We start from the raw sequence: 16,208 nt of genomic DNA on the forward strand, positions 1-16,208 counted from the left end.
CACTGACTCCGGTCCGTCGGGCGTCCGGGAGGAGCGCCCGACGGATCGGCCCTCACCGACAGCACGGAGGATGCCTACTCCCGGGGCAGCAGTCCGTCGCGGTGCGCGATGGCCGCCGCCTCGGTCCGGCCGGCAGCACCGAGCTTGGCCAGGATGTTGGAGACGTGCACGCTCACGGTCTTCGTGGCGATGAACAGCTGCTTGCCGATCTCGCCGTTGCTGCGTCCCTGCGCGAGCAGCGCCAGGATCTCCGACTCCCGGGCCGTGAGCGCCGAGCCGACGCTCCGTCCCGCAGCCCGCCGCGACGCCGTCCGCCCGGAGCCCGTCACCGAGCCCTTCGCGGGGTCCCGGCCGGCGTGAGACCCGGCGTGACGGGCGGCAGCAGTGCCGGCCAGCAGCCCGGGTGCGGCGAGCCGGTCGGCCAGCTCGCGGGCCGCCTCGGCCTCGGCCTGTGCCCGGGCCGGCTCGCCGACGTGCCGCAGGATCTCGGCGTACGACGCCCGCACGCGGGCCTGCTCCGGCACGTGCCCGAGCTTCTGCATCGCCTCGACGCTGCGGCGCCAGGTGTCCAGCAGCGCCTCCCGGTCGCCGACTCCCCCGGCGAGCCAGTGCGCCCGGGCGTGCTCGGCGACGAGCCGGACGGCCCAGGCCTGCCCCTCGGGTCCCCACCGGTTGCCGCTCTCCCGCTGGTCGGTCAGCACCTCCTCGCCGTCCCTGCGCAGCCGGTCCACGTGGGTGAGCAGCTGGCGCCGCTCGGCCGCACTCGCTGCGGGCATCGCCCGGCTCAGCGCGGCCAGGGTCTGCGCGGCCAGCCGCAGCCGGGCACCGAAGCGCTCCTCCCACAGCCGGGCGACCACGGTGACGACGTCGTCGTACAGCGCGAGGGCCGCCACGCCCTCGAGCAGCTCGAGCCCGACACCCGCTGCGTGCACCGCGACGCCGCGCTCGTCGTCCCACAGGGGGCGCAGCTCGGCGAGCCGGGCACTCACGTCGTGACCGCGGGCGCTGAGGACCGCGAGCCGCACCGGCATCAGCAGTGCCCGCGGGATCGGCGGGCCGTCGGGGTCCTCGGCGATACCGGTGAGCTGCAGCACGTCGTCCCACTCGCCGCGGGCGTGCTGCACCGCGGCCAGCTGCCACCGCGACTCCAGGATGTACGGCGCCCAGGGCAACCCGGCGCGCTCGCCGCAGGTCACGGCGGAGCGGAACCACTCGGCCGCGGTCTCCCACTCGGCGCTGTCCTGGTGGGAGCGGCCGAGCAGGAAGCGTCCGCGGACCTCTGCCTGCTGCGCACCGGAGGCCTCGGCCCGCTCGACCGCGGTGCGCAGCGCGGCGCGCAGGGACTCCTGCTCGGTGCCGACCACCCGCTTCATCCGCAGCCCGCTGAGCGTGGTGATCGCCTCAGAGACCAGGACCGGTCGGGCCAGCCGCTCGGCGAGCGCCAACGCCTCGGTGGCGAATCCCTGGGCCTCGTCCTCGTGGCCCTCGTACGACAGCACCCGGGCGTGCACGGCGAGCACCTTGGCGCGCAGCGGGGTGTCGTCGGTGCCGGCGAGCTCGACGGCGCGCCGGGAGAGCGCGACGTGGTCGACGTCGGTCTCGATGATGGTGAGCAGGTCGGCGTAGGTGCTGAGCAGCCGGGCGCGGGCCGCGGGGTCGGCGTCGGCGGGCAGCCGGGCGATGTGCTGCTCCAGCAGCGCGGCGGCCCGCAGCGTGTCGCCGCCGGTGATCAGCGCGTCCGCGGCCTTCACCACGATCCGGGCGTGGTCGACGTCGAGGCGGCGCACCCGCTCGGCGTCCTCGAGCAGCTCGAGGACCTGCTCGTAGTGGCGGGCCGCCTCGTCGGGCCCGCCCACCGCCATGGCCTCGTCGCCGGCCGCGATGCCGGCACCGACCGCGCGGTCGAGGTCGTTGGCGCGCCGCGCGTGCAGCGCGAGCTCGGCGGCGGTGCCGAGGCCGCCGTCGGCGAGCGCGGCGACGTAACGGGCGTGGATGCGGACCCGCTCGCCGGGCAGCAGGTCGTCGTACACGGCCTCGCCGAGCAGGGCGTGCCGGAAGGAGTACCGCTCGCCGACGGCCTCCAGCAGGTTCATCTCGACGGCTTGGCGCACGCCGGCGTCGAAGGCGGCCTCGTCGACGCCGCTGGCCGCGAGCAGCAGCTCGTGGGAGACCCGGCGCCCGGCGACGCTGGCCACCCGGACCACCTCGCGGGCGGCGTCGCTGAGCCGGTCGAGGCGCACCAGCAGCAGGTCGGCGAGGTCGGCGGGCAGGTCGTCGACGGGGCAGCCGGCACAGACGAGCTCCTCGACGAAGAACGCGTTGCCCTCGGCCCGGTCGACGATCCGGCTCACCGCGGGGTCGTCGAGGAGCCGGCGGCCCTCGGAGAGCTCGCGGATCAGCTGCCGCACGGCGCGCTCGGGCAGCGGCGCGAGAGCGACTCGGCTCACCGGCGCCATCCGGGTCCACTCGGCGACCTGGCGGCGCAGCGGGTGACGGCGGTGCAGGTCGTCGGAGCGGTACGACGCCACGACCGCCACCGGGTGCGCGAAGGGCCGGCCGAACAGGTAGCCGAGCATGTCGCGGGTCGACTGGTCCGCCCAGTGCAGGTCCTCGACGACCAGCAGCACCGGCGCCTGCTCGGCGGCGCACTCCAGCAGCGCGTGCATGGCGGCGAACAGGTCCCGGCGGTCGGTGGCCTGCGGCGCGTCGGCGTCGGCGCCCTCCTCGCTGCCGCGGGTGCGACGGCCGGGTTGCAGCCGGCCGAGCGCGGGATGCTCGACGGCGACGGCCTCGACCAGGTCCGGGGCGCCGGCCGCCAGCCGGCCGATGACCTCGCTGAACGGCAGGTAGGGCAGCGCGCTGTCACCGAAGTCCAGGCAGTGACCGGCGAGCACCTGCCAGTCGCGGTCGACGGCGCGGTCGTGCAGCGCCCGCAGCAGCCGGGTCTTCCCGACGCCGGCGTCGCCGGACAGCAGCAGCACGTGCCGGCCGGCCCCGCCCGCGGCGGCCCGGGCGGCGTCGTCGAGCAGGCCGGCCAGCTCGTCGAGCTCGCTGTCCCGGCCGATCATCCGGGGACTGCTGTGGGTCACGCCATCATCATGACGTCCGGCACCGACGTCGCTCCAGCACCCCGTCCGGGGCGCACCGCCGTGCTCAGCGGAGGTGGCGGGGGCGAGCGGGGTCGGTGGCAGCGAGGCGTCGCAACCAGTCCGACCGGCTGCGACCGCCGCGGCTGGCGGCCACCTCGCGTGCGATGCGCTGGCGGCGGTACTGGTACTCGGCGTTGTTCAGGTAGTTCGTCATGGCGTAGACGATCCGCCTCTGAGGTAGGCCGGGGCATCGGGCGAGTGCCCTATCTGTGCCGGGCAGGTGCGGAGAGCGGCAGGCAGGACAGGGACAGGCACCACCTAGGACACCCGGCTGCGGAATCAGCGAATCTTCACAGGGGTGGGAAAATCGACGGGTGGACTTCTCCGAGGTGGTACGACGTCGCCGGATGACGCGCGCCTACACCTCGGACCCGGTCGACCTCCGGATCGTGGAGCGGGCGCTCGCCCACGCCACCCGCGCTCCCAGCGCGGGGTTCTCCCAGGGCTGGGCGTTCCTGGTGCTGGACACCCCGGAGTCGGTCGCGGGGTTCTGGGCGGCGCAGACCGACGAGGCCGCGCGGGCGAACCCGGACCGCTGGCTGGCCGGGATGATGTCGGCCCCGGTCGTCGTGGTGCCGTGCAGCCGGCGTGAGGCCTACCTGGACCGCTACGCGGAGGCGGACAAGACGCGGGCCGGGCTCGGCGGGCACGACGAGAGCCGGTGGGCGATGCCGTACTGGCACCTGGACACGGCGATGGCGTCGCTGCTGATCCTGCAGTCGGTCACCGACGCCGGGCTCGGTGCCTGCTTCTTCGGGCTCGTGCCCGACCGGGTGGGTGCGCTCAAGGAGCACCTCGGCCTCGTCGACACCGCTGAGGCCCAAGCCCCGCACCCGATCGGCGCGATCACGATCGGGCACCCGGCACCGCGCGGCACGGGCGCTGCCGGGTCGGCGAGCCGGCGACGTCGTACGCCCTGGACGGAGGTGGCCCACCGCGGCCGCTGGGGCGCCGGCTGGCCGTCCACGTCCGAGCCCGCCGAGCACGCCCCGGACGGGGAGGAGCGCTGATGCGACCCGGCCCCGCGGTCACCCATCTCTCGCCCGAGGAGATCGGCGGCAACCAGGACGTGCTGCCCCGCGTGGCGCGGCTGCTGCGGCCCTACCGCGGCAAGATCGCGCTGGTCCTCGTCGCCGTACTGGTCTCGGCGGCACTGCAGTCGGTGGTGCCGTTCCTGGTCCGGGCGGTCTTCGACGACGCCCTGTTCCCGCTCGACGGCGGCGCGCCGCGGCTGGGTCTGCTGGGCTGGCTGGTGGCCGGCATGTGCGTGATCCCGGTCCTCACCGCGCTGATCGGGATCGGGCAGAACTGGCTGACCTCGACGGTGGGGCACGCGGCGATGGCCGACCTGCGCGGCGACCTCTTCGCCCACCTGCAGCGGATGGAGCTGGCGTTCTTCACCGCCACCAAGACCGGGGCGATCCAGTCCCGGCTGGCCAACGACGTGGCCGGGGTGCGCACGGTGCTCACCGACACCGCGACCACGATCGTGCAGAACACGGTGACGGTGACCGCGGCGCTGGTGGCGATGGTGGTGCTGTCGTGGCAGCTGACGCTGCTGACGCTGGTGCTGATGCCGCTGTTCGTGGTGCTGCAGCTGCGGGTGGGTCGGCGCCGGCAGCGGCTGGCGCGGCGCACCCAGGAGTCGCTCTCGGAGATGACGGCGATCACCGAGGAGGCGCTCAGCGTCTCCGGGATCCTGCTGGCGAAGGTGTTCAACCGCTCCGCCTCCGAGGTCGAGCGCTACCGCGAGGCCAACCGGCGCCAGACCCGGCTGCAGGTCGAGCAGGCGATGACCGGGCGCACGTTCTTCGCGGTGGTGCAGACGTTCTTCGCGATCACCCCGGCCCTGATCTACCTGGCCGGCGGCTGGATCCTCACCGGCTCCCTGCCGGTGGGCGCGAGCGGAGGCGCCGATCTGACCGCGGGCACCCTGGTCGCCTTCACCACGTTGCAGGGCCGCCTGCAGATGCCGCTGATGCAGCTGATGCGGGTCACCCTCGACGTGCAGACCTCGCTGGCCCTGTTCCGCCGGATCTTCGAGTACCTCGACCTGGTCCCGGCGATCACCGAGCGCCCCGACGCGGTGCACCTCGACCCCGAGCGGCTGCGCGGGCGGGTGGAGCTGCGCGACGTGCGGTTCCGCTACCCCGAGCCGCGGGCGCTGACCGGCGGGGCGGAGCGGAGCCGGTTCACCGACGGTGCGCAGATGCCGGCGCCCGACCCGGAGAGCACCGGGGACGGCTGGGCGCTGGACGGCGTCTCGCTGGTCGTCGAGCCGGGGCAGCTGGCCGCGATCGTGGGTCCCTCGGGCAGCGGCAAGACCACGGCGACGTACCTGGTGCCGCGCTTCTACGACGTCACCGAGGGCGCGGTGCTCATCGACGGCCACGACGTGCGGGACCTGACGCTGTCCTCGCTGGCCGACGCCGTCGGCATGGTCACCCAGGAGCCCTACCTGTTCCACGGCACCATCCGCGACAACATCGCCTACGCCAAGCCGGACGCCAGCGCGGCCGAGATCGAGAAGGCCGCCCGCGAGGCGAACATCCACGAGCGGATCATGGGCTTCCCGCTCGGCTACGACACGATCACCGGGGAGCGCGGCTACCGGCTCTCGGGTGGGGAGAAGCAGCGGCTCGCGATCGCCCGGGTGCTGCTGAAGGACCCCGCGATCCTGATCCTGGACGAGGCGACCTCGGCGCTGGACACCGAGACCGAGCGGCTGGTGCAGGAGGCGCTGGACCGGGCCACCCGGTCGCGGACCACGATCGCGATCGCGCACCGGCTCTCCACGATCCGCGCCGCGGACGTGATCTTCGGCCTCGAGGACGGCCGGCTGGTCGAGCAGGGCACGCACGAGGTCCTGCTCGCCGCCGGCGGCCTCTACCGTCGCCTGTACGACGAGCAGTTCTCCCGTCCGCGGTCGCCGGATGCGCCGCGGGACGCGCGGCGCGCCGACGTGGCGCTGTAGCCGCGCTCAGGGCTCGATGAGCCCCGCCCGGATCGCGTACCGGGTCAGCTGGGTGCGGTCGTTCATCCCGAGCCGCGCCAGGATGCTCGAGCGGTGCTTCTCCACCGTCTTGACGCTGATCGAGAGCAGGTCGGCGATCTCCCGGGTGGACCTGCCCTCCGCGACCAGCTTGAGGACCTCGTCCTCGCGCGGGGTCAGCACCGTCTCCGGCACCCGCTCGCCGCGCGCGACCCGGTCCAGGTAGTCGCGCACCAGGGACCCCATGGCGCCCGGGTAGACGAAGGCCTCGCCACGCACCGCTGCCCGCACCGCTCCGACCAGGTCCTCGTCGACGACCGACTTCAGCACGTAGCCGCTGGCGCCGAGGCGGAGCGCGGAGAAGAAGTACTGCTCGTTGTCGTGCATCGAGAGCATCAGGATCTTCGGCGGGTTGCGGCGCCGGGTGATCTCGCGTGCCGCCTGCAACCCGGTCATGGTCGGCATCGCGATGTCCAGCACCACCAGGTCGACCTCGACGTCGCGCAGCAGCGCCAGCACCTCGGCGCCGTCGGCGGCCTCCGCGACGACCTGCATGTCGGGCTGCTGCTCCAGGATCAGCCGCACCCCGTTGCGCACCAGCGCGTGGTCGTCGGCCAGCAGGATCCGGATCACGACGCCCCCTGCACCGAGCGCGCCGCCTCCGCCGGCGGCACCCGCAGCCGCACGGTCGTGCCGCGATCGGTCGAGCTCACCTGCACCTCGCCGCCCACCAGCGCGGCCCGGTCGCGCATCCCGAGCAGCCCGGTGCCGCCGCCGGCCGGGCCGGCGGGGTCGAACCCGCACCCGTCGTCGCCGACCTCCAGCACCACCTCGTCGCCCAGCTTGGCCAGCGACAGCTCGACGGTGCGGGCACCGGAGTGCCGCACGACGTTGGTCAGCGCCTCCTGCGCCACCCGGTAGACCACGATCTCGGCCTCCGCGCCCAGGTCCGGCAGCCCTGGCGGGAAGGTACGACGCACCGCCGGACCGCCGTGCGCGGAGACCTCGGAGGCCAGTGCGGACAGCGCCGCCGAGAGTCCCAGGTCCTCCAGCACGCCGGGCCGCAGCTCACGGGCCACCCGTCGTACGTCGTCCAGGCCGGTGCGGGCGCTCTCGCGCACCTGGCGCAGCTCCTCACGCAGGTCCGCGGGCGCGGCGTCCTCGAGCCGCTTCAGCGCGAGCAGCACCACGGTCAGGCTCTGCCCGACCTGGTCGTGTAGCTCACGGGCGATCCGCTGCCGCTCCGCCTCCTGTGCGGCGAGCGCGTGCGCGTTGCTGGTGCGCCGCTGCGCCTCGAGCCGGTCCAGCATCGCGTGGTAGCTGCGCACCAGCCGAGCGCCGGGGCTCTCCCCGGCAGGCTCGGCGCCGATGCGCTGCCCGGTGCCGCCGAGGTGCACGGTGGCCATCTCGCGGATGACCTGGTCGACGGGGCCGAGCGCCGAGCGCAGCAGCACCGCGGTGATCACCAGCACCAGGGCGAGCCCGACGACGAGCACCAGGGCCTCGGAGACCACGACCCGCTCGGAGACCCGGGCCGGGGAGAGCAGGAGCACCGCGACCGCGGCGCACAGCACGACGCCGTTGGTCAGGCACACCTTCCAGTACAGCGAGGAGTTCGTCAGGCGCACGAGCCCACCTTCGCCCACCACGGCCCCGAGGACCAACCAGTCCGGCCGGACCGGCCGGACCGGACCGGACCGGGGGTGGCCGGAGGGTGGCCGGAGCAGAAGATGGGGGGCAGCACCCATACCGCCGCCAGCACGCTTCGGCTTGGCTGGAAGCATGCCGCCGACCTTCGCCCGGATCCGCCGAGACCTCGGCCGCCTCCTCGCCGGCGACGGCTCCCTGGCCACCGCGGCCGTGCCCGGTGAGGCCGGCCAGCTGCGGGAGGTCCTGGTCGTCCCGCTGACGGTGCGCAGCCACACCGCCGACGACGCCGAGATCCGACTGCTGATCGAGGCCACCGTGAGCCATGCGCACGGCGGCCGGATCGACCGCGCCGAGCTGGAGCGGATCGCCCTCGGCGTCGTCGTACCGGCCGCGGCGGCCTGGGTCCGGCGCCACCCGCTGTCGGAGCTGCAGACCGCGATCGACGCGAACCCCACGCTGCCCGCGGTCGAGGAGACCGCCCGGGACCAGGTCGCCGCGCTCGGCGGCGACCTGGTCGCCCTCACCCTGGTCGCCGGCGAGCACCTGCTGCTCTCGCCCTCGGCGGAGGTGATCGATGGAGCCCGGTGACCTCAACCTGGTGCTGTTGGGTGTCACCGCGGTGCTCATCGCCGCCGTCGCCGCCGTGCGGCTGTCCACGCGCGCGGGTCTGCCGACACTGCTGATCTATCTCGGCCTGGGCCTGGTCATCGGCGAGTCGGGCATCGGCCTGGACTTCGAGGACGCCGAGATGGCGCAGCTCCTCGGCACCGTCGCCCTGGCGATGATCCTCGCCGAGGGCGGGTTCACCACCGACTGGAAGGTGATCCGTCCGGTGGCGACGCTGGCCGGGGTGCTGGCCACCGTCGGGGTGGCGATCTCCGTCGTGGTCACCTCCGGGCTGGTCTACCTGGTGCTCGACGTCGACCTGCGCACCGCGATCGTGCTCGGCGCCGTCGCCTCCTCCACCGACGCCGCCGCCGTCTTCGCGGTGCTGCGCCGGATGCCGATCCGCGGCCGGTTGCGGGCCACGGTCGAGGCGGAGTCCGGCTTCAACGACCCGCCCGTGATCATCCTGGTCACCGTCGTCACCTCCGCGGCCTGGTACGACGCCGGGGCGGCCGGCATCCTCGGCCAGGTCGCCTACCAGCTGGTCGCCGGCGTGCTGGTCGGCTACCTGGTGGCCCGCGCGGGCGTGTGGCTGCTGGCCCGCAGCGCGTTGCCGGCCTCCGGCCTCTACCCGATCGCCACGCTGGCGATCGCGTTCCTGGCCTTCGCGATCGGCGGCGTGCTCGGCGCCAGCGCGATCATGTCGATCTACGTCGCCGGCCTGACCCTGGGGAACGCGGCGCTGCCGCACCGCCAGACCACGCAGAGCTTCGCCGAGGGCCTGGCCTGGCTCGCGCAGATCGGCCTGTTCGTGATGCTCGGCATGCTGGCCAGCCCGGCCCGGCTGCTGGACGCGCTGCCGTGGGCGATCGTCGTCGGCGGCGCGCTCACCCTCATCGCCCGGCCCCTGTCGGTGGCGCTGTGCTCGCTGCCGTTCCGGGTGCCGCTGCGCGAGCAGGTCTTCATCAGCTGGGCGGGGCTGCGGGGGGCCGTGCCGATCGTGCTGGCCACCATCCCGCTCTCGGTCGGGCTGCCCGGCGCGGAGCGGATCTTCGACGTGGTGTTCCTGCTGGTGGTGCTGTTCACCCTGATCCAGGGGCCGACCCTGCCGTTCCTGGCACGGGCCACCGGTGCCGCGCACGAGGAGTCGCCGCGCGAGCTCGCGGTGGAGTCCGCGCCGTTGGAAGGCCTCGGCGCCACGCTGCTGCAGTTCTCGGTGCCCGCGGGCTCGAAGATCGCCGGCGTCGAGGTCGCCGAGCTGCGGCTGCCGCACGGCTCCGCGGTGTCGCTGCTGCTGCGCGACGACGAGATCTTCGCGCCCTCCCCCAGCACCGTGCTGCGCTGCGGCGACCACGTGCTCATCGCGGCGCCGCGGGAGCAGCGCAACGCCATCGAGGACCGGCTCGACGCCGTCAGCCGGAACGGCCGGCTGGCGGGCTGGTACGCGGACCTGCCGACCGGCCCGAAGGAGCCCACCCGCAGGCTGGCGCACGGCTCGCTCCGCCACGCCGGTCGCGGGCCCGACCGCGGCGACCTCGCCTCCTGACCTCGTCACACCCGCCGGGGGTCGCGGCGCCGGGGCTATCGTCGATCCCTGGGGGTGAGCGAGATGCCCGAGACACCGGAGCCCGAGCGTTCCCCGCAGCAGGACGCCATCGATGCGCGTGCGGCGGAGCGGAAGGCGGCCCGCGCCCGGATCGAGCAGCAGGGCACCTGGGTGGACCTGCAGGTGCGCCAGGCGATGGAACGCGGCGACTTCGACAACCTCCCCGGCGCGGGGAAGCCGATCGAGGGCCTGAGCGAGACCCACGATCCCCAGTGGTGGGTGAAGCGGCTGGTGGAGCGGGAGCAGATCACCGTGCTGCCGCCGGCGCTGCAGCTGCGCAAGGACGACGCCGCACTGGAGGAGGCCATCGACGCCCTGGCCGGCGAGCGCGAGGCGCGCGCATTCGTGGAGGACTTCAACGCCCGGGTGATCCGGGCGCGCTACACCCCGGTGGACGGACCGCCGCTGGTCACGATGCCGCGCGACGTGGAGGCGACGCTGGCGGCCTGGCGCGAACGGCGGGCGCAGCGGCGTCGTACCCGGGCCGCGGCACAGGCCGCCGCTCCCCCGTCGCCGTCGCGGCGGGGCCGGTGGTGGCCGCGCCCGCGCCGGTGAGACGCCCGTCACGACGGACACCGTCCGGGTCCAGGTGACCGGCCGGTAAGTTGACCGCCGTGAGCCACAAGAGCGCCAAGGACTTCTTCCGCCCGCTCGCCGTCGGCGCCCCCGCGCCGCCGCGCGAGATCCCCGCCCGGCCGAGCCGTGCCATCCACTTCTTCGACCCGAGCAACGAGAAGATGGCGGCCAAGATCCCCGCCATGGTCGGCACGGTCGACGTGCTGCTCGGCAACCTCGAGGACGCCGTCAAGGCCGACAACAAGGTCGCCGCGCGTGAGGGCCTGGTGCGGATCGCGCAGTCCACCGACTTCGGCCCGACCCAGCTGTGGACGCGGATCAACTCGCTGGACTCCCCGTGGGTGCTCGACGACCTGACCACGCTGGTGCCCGCGATCGGCGACAAGCTCGACGTGATCATGGTGCCGAAGGTGCAGGGCGCCGAGGACATCCACTACGTCGACCGCCTCCTCGCCCAGCTCGAGGCGAAGGCCGGCCTGACCAAGCCGATCCTGATCCACGCCATCTTGGAGACCGCCCGCGGCGTGGCGAACGTCGAGGAGATCTGCGGCGCCAGCCCGCGCATGCAGGGCCTCTCGTTGGGCCCGGCCGACCTGGCCGCGGACCGCAAGATGAAGACCACCCGCGTCGGCGGCGGCCACCCCGGCTACCTGGTCCGCCAGGACCCGCCGAAGGGCGACGACGGCACCGCGCAGATCGACGCGCAGCGCACCGTCTTCCAGCAGGACCTGTGGCACTACACGATCGCGAAGATGGTCGACGCCTGCGCGACGCACGGCATCTACCCCTACTACGGCCCGTTCGGCGACATCGCCGACGTCGTCGCGTGCGAGGACCAGTTCCGCAACGCCTTCCTGCTCGGCTGCGTCGGCACCTGGTCGCTGCACCCCAAGCAGATCGCGATCGCCAACCGCGTGTTCGCGCCGTCGGTCGAGGACATCGCCCACGCCCGCCGGGTGGTGGCCGCGATGGGCGACGGCACCGGCGCGGTGATGATCGACGGCAAGATGGAGGACGACGCCTCCCTGAAGCAGTGCCTCGTGCTCGTCGAGCTGGCCGAGCAGCTGGCCGAGATCGACCCCGAGCTCAAGGCCGCCTACGACGCCATCGAGACCCCGGAGGCCTGAGACATGAGTGACTTCAAGCCGCTGCGCTCCGTCCTGTACATGCCCAGCTCGAACGAGCGGGCGCTGGAGAAGGCGAAGACGCTGCCCGCCGACGCGATCATCTTCGACCTCGAGGACGCCGTCGCCCCCGACGCGAAGCCGGCCGCCCGCGAGGCGGCCGCAGCAGCCGTCCGCTCCGGCGAGTACGGCGAGCGCCAGCTCGCGATCCGCGTCAACGGCATCGGCACCGAGTGGCACGACGCCGACATCGCCGCCGCCGCGGCGGCCGGTCCGGACGTGGTGCTGGTGCCGAAGGTGAACTCCGCCGACGAGGTGCGCCAGCTGGTCGCCGCCCTCGAGGCCGCGGGTGCGCCCGAGAAGACCACGCTGTGGGCGATGGTGGAGACACCGATCGCGATGCTCAACGCGCTGTCGATCGCCACCGCCTCGCCGCGGCTGACCGGCTTCGTGATGGGCACCAACGACCTGGTCAAGGAGCTGTACGCCGAGCACGTCCCCGGCCGCCAGCCCGTGATCACCGGCCTCGGCCTCGCGCTGCTCGCGGCCCGCGCCGCCGGGATCGTGATCATCGACGGCGTCTACAACAACGTCAAGGACACCGAGGGCTTCCTCGCCGAGTGCGAGCAGGGCCGCCAGATGGGCTTCGACGGCAAGACGCTGATCCACCCCGGGCAGGTCGAGGGCGCCAACACCGCCTTCGCGCCGAGCGAGCAGGCCGTGGCGGAGGCGCGCGGGCTGATCCAGGCCTGGGAGGACGGCAAGGGCTCCGGCGTGGTGACCTACAACGGTCGGATGGTGGAGAACCTGCACGTCGAGTCCGCCGAGCGGACGCTGTCGATCGCCGCGGCGATCGAGGCCCTGCAGGGCTGAACCCGCAGCTCGTCGGGGGCCGGCCGGCCCGGCGCTCAGCCGCCGGGCGGCCGGCCTTCTGCCGGGTCGAGCTCCTGGGGCGCGACCCGGCGCATCACCGGCGTCGCCAGGGCACCGTGGATCACCACGGACGCCGTCACCGTGAACCCCACGGTGGACCACAGCCACGGTGAGGCGAGCGCGGAGGACTCGCCCATGGCGTAGGCGAGGTAGTACAGCGAGCCGATGCCGCGCACCCCGAAGAAGGCGACGGCAGCGCGCTGGGGCCGGTCCATGCCGGACCGGGAGCCGAGCAGCGCCGTCACCCCGGAGGCTGGCCGGATCACCAGGATCAGCCCCAACCCGATCAGCACGCCGCGCCAGTCGAGGTGCGCGAGCAGGCCGCGGCTGAGCGCGATGCCCAGCACCAGCAGGAGGAACAGCGTCAGCAGCCGCTCCAGCCGCTCGGTGACCTCGTGCATCGCGGCGTGGTAGTCGTGGGAGCGCTCGGCGGAGCGGAACGTCATCGCGCAGGCGAAGACCCCGAGGAAGCCGTAGCCCCCGGCGATCTCGGCCAGGCCGTACGCCGTGAGGAGCGCCGCGAGCGCGGTCAGCGACTCCCCGCGCTCGGCGACCCGCAGCGAGTGGCTGGCCGAGCGGAACGCGAGGTAGGCCAGGAGCCGGCCGACCGCGATCCCGACCGCCACCCCGAGCACGACCTTCGCGACGCCGTACCAGGCGAACCAGCCCAGCCAGTCGACGTCGCCGCGAGAGTGCTGGGCGAGCAGGATCGCGGCATAGACGAAGGGGAAGGCGAGGCCGTCGTTCAGCCCGGCCTCGCTGGTCAGGGTGAAGCGCAGCTCGTCCGGCTCGTCGACCTCGTGCTCCCCGGTGCGCGGCCCCGCGACCTGCACGTCGGAGGCGAGCACCGGGTCGGTCGGCGCGAGCGCGGCACCCAGCAGCAGCGCGGTGGCCAGGCCCACGCCGGCCGCGACGCCGAGCAGGGTGACGGCGCCGATGCACAGCGGCATGGCGATGCCGAGCATCCGCCAGGTCGATCCCCAGGCCCGCCACGAGGCGCGGCGCCGCAGCTGCAGCGGCCGGTCGAGGGCCAGGCCGACGCCCATCAGCGCGACGATGACGGTGAGCTCGGTGACGTGCTCGATCATGGCGCGGTGGTCGAGCGGATCGATCGGCAGGCCGTCGGTGAGCGGGGTGAGGCCGAGGCCGACGCCCACGGCCAGCAGCACCATCGGCACCGAGACCGCCCACCGGTCGAGCAGGGCGGGGAGCACGATCGCCAGCAGCAGGCCGGCTCCCGCCACCGCGTAGACCAGGTCGGCGATCATCCGGTCCGGCGTTCGCGCTTCACCCCTGCGCGGTACCCCCTCTCCCTCGCCTCACCCGACCCGCCTCACCGGCCCGCCTCAGCCGACCCGGGCCGACCCGCTCCTCAGCCGTCGGCGACGAGGCCGGCCACGGCGTCGGCGATGGCGACGTGCAGCTCGGCGTAGGGGTGCACCGGGAAGCCCGGTCGCTCGGGCCGCAGCCCGGCGACCCAGGGATCCTCGGAGCAGGCGTCGTGGCCCTCGCTCAGCCGCCACGCGTCGACGTAGGACACGCCGGCGGCCTTGGCGCCCCCCTTGAGCGCACCGGCCAGGCGCCGGTTGACCGACCGGGCGAACGCGACGTCGTCGTCGACCATCGGCAGCTGGTGGCAGGACTCGCCGACGGGGACCACCTGCGGGTAGCCGACCACGACCACCTGGGCCTGCGGCGCGCGTTCCTGCACCGCCGCCACCGAGGCCGCCGTACGACGCCGGAGGTCGGCCATCTCCTCGTCGAGCGCGTCGGGGGCGAAGCGGGGGTTGTCACGACACAGCCCGCGGCCCTGGGCGCCGTCGCCCTGGACGTCGGCGCACAGCGAGACGAAGGAGGCGTACAGCCCGCCGTCGTTGCCACCCATGCTCAGCGTGACCAGGTCGGTCTGCGGGGTGAGGGCGTCGAGCTGTGCCGTCACGCCGGCACCGGCGGCCGCCTGCGGGGAGGTGAGGTCGGCGCTGGTGGCGCCCGAGCAGCTCACGTCGACCAGCTCCAGGCCGAGCCGCTCCTGCACGAGGTGGGGGTAGTTGGCGTCCGTGCGCAGGCAGCCCGCCGGGCCGACCTGCTTGCCGACGCCGGGCGCAGCGGTGAAGGAGTCCCCGAGCGCGACGTAGCGCAGGTCGGGGCGCAGGTCGGGGCGCGGCGTCGCGGTCGGCGACTCGGAGGCCGCCTCAGAGCTGCGCGGCGACGCACCGGCCTTGCTGTCCGGCCCGTCGGGCCCGTCGTCGCCGTCGGTCGAGCAGCCGGCGAGGGCGAGCACCGCCACCAGGCCGGCGGCGACGCAGCCACGCAGTCGGCTCATGCCTGCCTCTCCCCGGCCCCGAGCGCCAGGGTCAGTGCCAGCACGGTATCCGGGTCGTCCAGGGCGTCCCCGAACAGCTCGCGCAGCTGGTTCATCCGGTACCGGATCGTCTGCGGGTGCACGAACATCGCGGCGGCGACGTCGTCTCGGCGCCCCTGGTGCAGCAGCCAGCAGCGCAATGTCTCGCGCAGCTTCTCCGCACTCGAGGGGCGCAGCTCGGCCAGCGGCGCGAGCGCCCGGCGGCGCAGGTCGGCCAGGGCGGACTCGTCGGCGGTGAGCACCAGCAGCGGCAGGTGCTCCTCGGTGTCCCCGCTCAGGCCCAGCGCACGCGCCCGCAGCGCCCGGTCGTACGACGCCCGCGCCTCCAGCCACGGCCGGGGCGGCCCGACGAGGCAGTCGGTGTCGCGCACCACACGCAGCAGCGCGGCGCGCCGGGAGTCGTGCGCGTCGGGCACCAGCAGCAGCGCGACGCCGTCGAGCTCGGGCAGGTCGGTGACGAGCAGGGTCCCCTTGCGCAGCATCTGCTGCAGCGTCCCGGCGCGCGACTCGGGCGCGATGACGGCGGTGAGCGTGGTGGGCGGCGCCCAGGCGGCGCGTTCGGCGGAGGCGAGCACCGTGGCCTCGGCCGCTCCGCCGAGCAGGTGCCGGGCCAGGCGCTCCATCATCCGCTGCTGCATCCGGCCGGCGGTGGCGGACTCGTCGCGGTGGCCGGCGACGCTGGCGGCCGACAGCTCGTCGATGTAGGCGAAGACGAGGGCCGCGAAGGAGGCCATGGTGGCGGGGTCCATGCCCTCCTCGACCGCTTTCGCCGCCAGCCGCTCCCAGCACACCCGGGCGCCGATCCGGTAGGCCGACAGCAGGGCGTCGCTGGTGCGGCCGCTGCGGACCTCGCCCCGCCCGAGCTGGTAGGCGGCGTCGAGCGCGCCGGCGCGCGGGGCGAGTGCGTCGGGGCCGCGGCGGTCGCTGACCAGAGACAGGAAGCCGCCGAGGGCGAGCTGCACGGCGCTGCGGATCGTCTCGCCCATGGGCCCGCCGAAGGCGTCCTCGTAGGCGGGGACCTCGTGGATGATCTGGTCGACGGCGGCGTCGGCGACCGACGGCAGCACCGAGCGCAGTGCGCGCACCGTGCTGGGCGGCAGCAGCACGTCGGCCACCTCGTCGGGCCGGAGGGTGGGACGTCGCGCCACAATTCCTCCAGTTTGTTCGCAATGAACAAAAAATGGTGACCGATTCACCACCTACGATCAGG

At 74.2% G+C, this 16,208-nt stretch carries 14 protein-coding genes; 7 read left to right on the forward strand and 7 right to left on the reverse strand.

Features of this window, described 5'->3' with window-relative positions; genetic code table 11:
• Positions 1-74 precede the first annotated feature (74 nt).
• Complete coding sequence (locus KG111_RS18505) at positions 75-3,089, reverse strand: helix-turn-helix transcriptional regulator (protein WP_205289831.1); 3,015 nt, start codon at positions 3,087-3,089, stop codon at positions 75-77.
• Positions 3,090-3,153: 64 nt separating this feature from the next.
• A complete protein-coding gene (locus tag KG111_RS16435) occupies positions 3,154-3,303 on the reverse strand; it encodes a hypothetical protein (RefSeq protein ID WP_205289832.1) in 150 nt (49 codons plus the stop codon).
• A gap of 160 nt (positions 3,304-3,463) precedes the next feature.
• Between KG111_RS16435 and KG111_RS16440 the strand changes: the two genes are divergently transcribed.
• Together KG111_RS16440 and KG111_RS16445 are read left to right on the forward strand one after the other, a co-directional pair.
• Positions 3,464-4,159, forward strand: coding sequence for a nitroreductase family protein (locus tag KG111_RS16440; RefSeq protein ID WP_205289833.1), 696 nt, complete (start codon positions 3,464-3,466; stop codon positions 4,157-4,159).
• Entirely contained in the window at positions 4,159-6,123 is a 1,965-nt protein-coding gene (locus KG111_RS16445) for an ABC transporter ATP-binding protein (protein WP_205289834.1), read from the forward strand. Before KG111_RS16440 ends, KG111_RS16445 begins: the two co-directional genes overlap by 1 nt.
• A 6-nt stretch (positions 6,124-6,129) precedes the next feature.
• Here the strand turns inward: KG111_RS16445 and KG111_RS16450 are convergent, their stop codons facing one another.
• Together KG111_RS16450 and KG111_RS16455 are read right to left on the reverse strand one after the other, a co-directional pair.
• On the reverse strand, positions 6,130-6,774 hold the full coding sequence (locus tag KG111_RS16450; protein ID WP_249666186.1) for a response regulator: 645 nt from the start codon (positions 6,772-6,774) through the stop codon (positions 6,130-6,132).
• Positions 6,771-7,769, reverse strand: coding sequence for a sensor histidine kinase (locus KG111_RS16455; protein WP_249666187.1), 999 nt, complete (start codon positions 7,767-7,769; stop codon positions 6,771-6,773). The genes KG111_RS16450 and KG111_RS16455 overlap by 4 nt, the downstream gene beginning before the upstream one ends.
• Positions 7,770-7,923: 154 nt before the next feature.
• On the opposite strand from KG111_RS16455, the gene KG111_RS16460 reads away from it, so the two are divergent.
• The 5 genes from KG111_RS16460 to KG111_RS16480 all read left to right on the forward strand — a co-directional run bounded on the left by KG111_RS16460 (position 7,924) and on the right by KG111_RS16480 (position 12,576).
• Entirely contained in the window at positions 7,924-8,379 is a 456-nt protein-coding gene (locus tag KG111_RS16460) for a hypothetical protein (protein WP_205289836.1), read from the forward strand.
• Positions 8,366-9,943 carry a potassium/proton antiporter gene (locus KG111_RS16465; RefSeq protein ID WP_205289837.1) on the forward strand — a complete coding sequence of 526 codons (1,578 nt, stop codon included), beginning with the start codon at positions 8,366-8,368 and terminating at the stop codon, positions 9,941-9,943. Before KG111_RS16460 ends, KG111_RS16465 begins: the two co-directional genes overlap by 14 nt.
• Before the next feature lie 63 nt (positions 9,944-10,006).
• A complete protein-coding gene (locus tag KG111_RS16470; RefSeq protein ID WP_205289838.1) occupies positions 10,007-10,558 on the forward strand; it encodes a DnaJ family domain-containing protein in 552 nt (183 codons plus the stop codon).
• Between the two features lie 59 nt (positions 10,559-10,617).
• The gene (locus KG111_RS16475) at positions 10,618-11,706 is read left to right on the forward strand and encodes an HpcH/HpaI aldolase/citrate lyase family protein (RefSeq protein ID WP_205289839.1); all 1,089 of its coding nucleotides are present in this window, start codon (positions 10,618-10,620) and stop codon (positions 11,704-11,706) included.
• Positions 11,707-11,709: 3 nt separating this feature from the next.
• On the forward strand, positions 11,710-12,576 hold the full coding sequence (locus KG111_RS16480) for an HpcH/HpaI aldolase/citrate lyase family protein (RefSeq protein ID WP_205289840.1): 867 nt from the start codon (positions 11,710-11,712) through the stop codon (positions 12,574-12,576).
• 35 nt (positions 12,577-12,611) lie between these two features.
• Here KG111_RS16480 and KG111_RS16485 read toward each other — a convergent pair whose 3' ends face one another.
• The 3 genes from KG111_RS16485 to KG111_RS16495 all read right to left on the reverse strand — a co-directional run bounded on the left by KG111_RS16485 (position 12,612) and on the right by KG111_RS16495 (position 16,146).
• Positions 12,612-13,904, reverse strand: coding sequence for a cation:proton antiporter (locus KG111_RS16485; RefSeq protein WP_205289841.1), 1,293 nt, complete (start codon positions 13,902-13,904; stop codon positions 12,612-12,614).
• A 104-nt stretch (positions 13,905-14,008) separates the two neighbouring features.
• Positions 14,009-14,959, reverse strand: a complete 951-nt coding sequence (locus tag KG111_RS16490; protein ID WP_205289842.1) for an SGNH/GDSL hydrolase family protein — start codon at positions 14,957-14,959, stop codon at positions 14,009-14,011.
• The gene (locus tag KG111_RS16495) at positions 14,956-16,146 is read right to left on the reverse strand and encodes a PucR family transcriptional regulator (protein ID WP_249666188.1); all 1,191 of its coding nucleotides are present in this window, start codon (positions 16,144-16,146) and stop codon (positions 14,956-14,958) included. The genes KG111_RS16490 and KG111_RS16495 overlap by 4 nt, the downstream gene beginning before the upstream one ends.
• Positions 16,147-16,208 lie beyond the last annotated feature (62 nt).

Source organism: Nocardioides faecalis (assembly GCF_018388425.1).
Lineage (GTDB): Bacteria > Actinomycetota > Actinomycetes > Propionibacteriales > Nocardioidaceae > Nocardioides > Nocardioides faecalis.

What these genes read in the sequence shown, in the direction of transcription:
- KG111_RS16435 (WP_205289832.1), bottom strand. Translation starts at nt 3,303, where the DNA reads ATGACGAACTACCTGAACAACGCCGAGTACCAGTACCGCCGCCAGCGC.
- KG111_RS16445 (WP_205289834.1), top strand. Translation starts at nt 4,159, where the DNA reads ATGCGACCCGGCCCCGCGGTCACCCATCTCTCGCCCGAGGAGATCGGC.
- KG111_RS16460 (WP_205289836.1), top strand. Translation starts at nt 7,924, where the DNA reads ATGCCGCCGACCTTCGCCCGGATCCGCCGAGACCTCGGCCGCCTCCTC.
- KG111_RS16465 (WP_205289837.1), top strand. Translation starts at nt 8,366, where the DNA reads ATGGAGCCCGGTGACCTCAACCTGGTGCTGTTGGGTGTCACCGCGGTG.
- KG111_RS16470 (WP_205289838.1), top strand. Translation starts at nt 10,007, where the DNA reads ATGCCCGAGACACCGGAGCCCGAGCGTTCCCCGCAGCAGGACGCCATC.
- KG111_RS16480 (WP_205289840.1), top strand. Translation starts at nt 11,710, where the DNA reads ATGAGTGACTTCAAGCCGCTGCGCTCCGTCCTGTACATGCCCAGCTCG.
- KG111_RS16485 (WP_205289841.1), bottom strand. Translation starts at nt 13,904, where the DNA reads ATGATCGCCGACCTGGTCTACGCGGTGGCGGGAGCCGGCCTGCTGCTG.
- KG111_RS16490 (WP_205289842.1), bottom strand. Translation starts at nt 14,959, where the DNA reads ATGAGCCGACTGCGTGGCTGCGTCGCCGCCGGCCTGGTGGCGGTGCTC.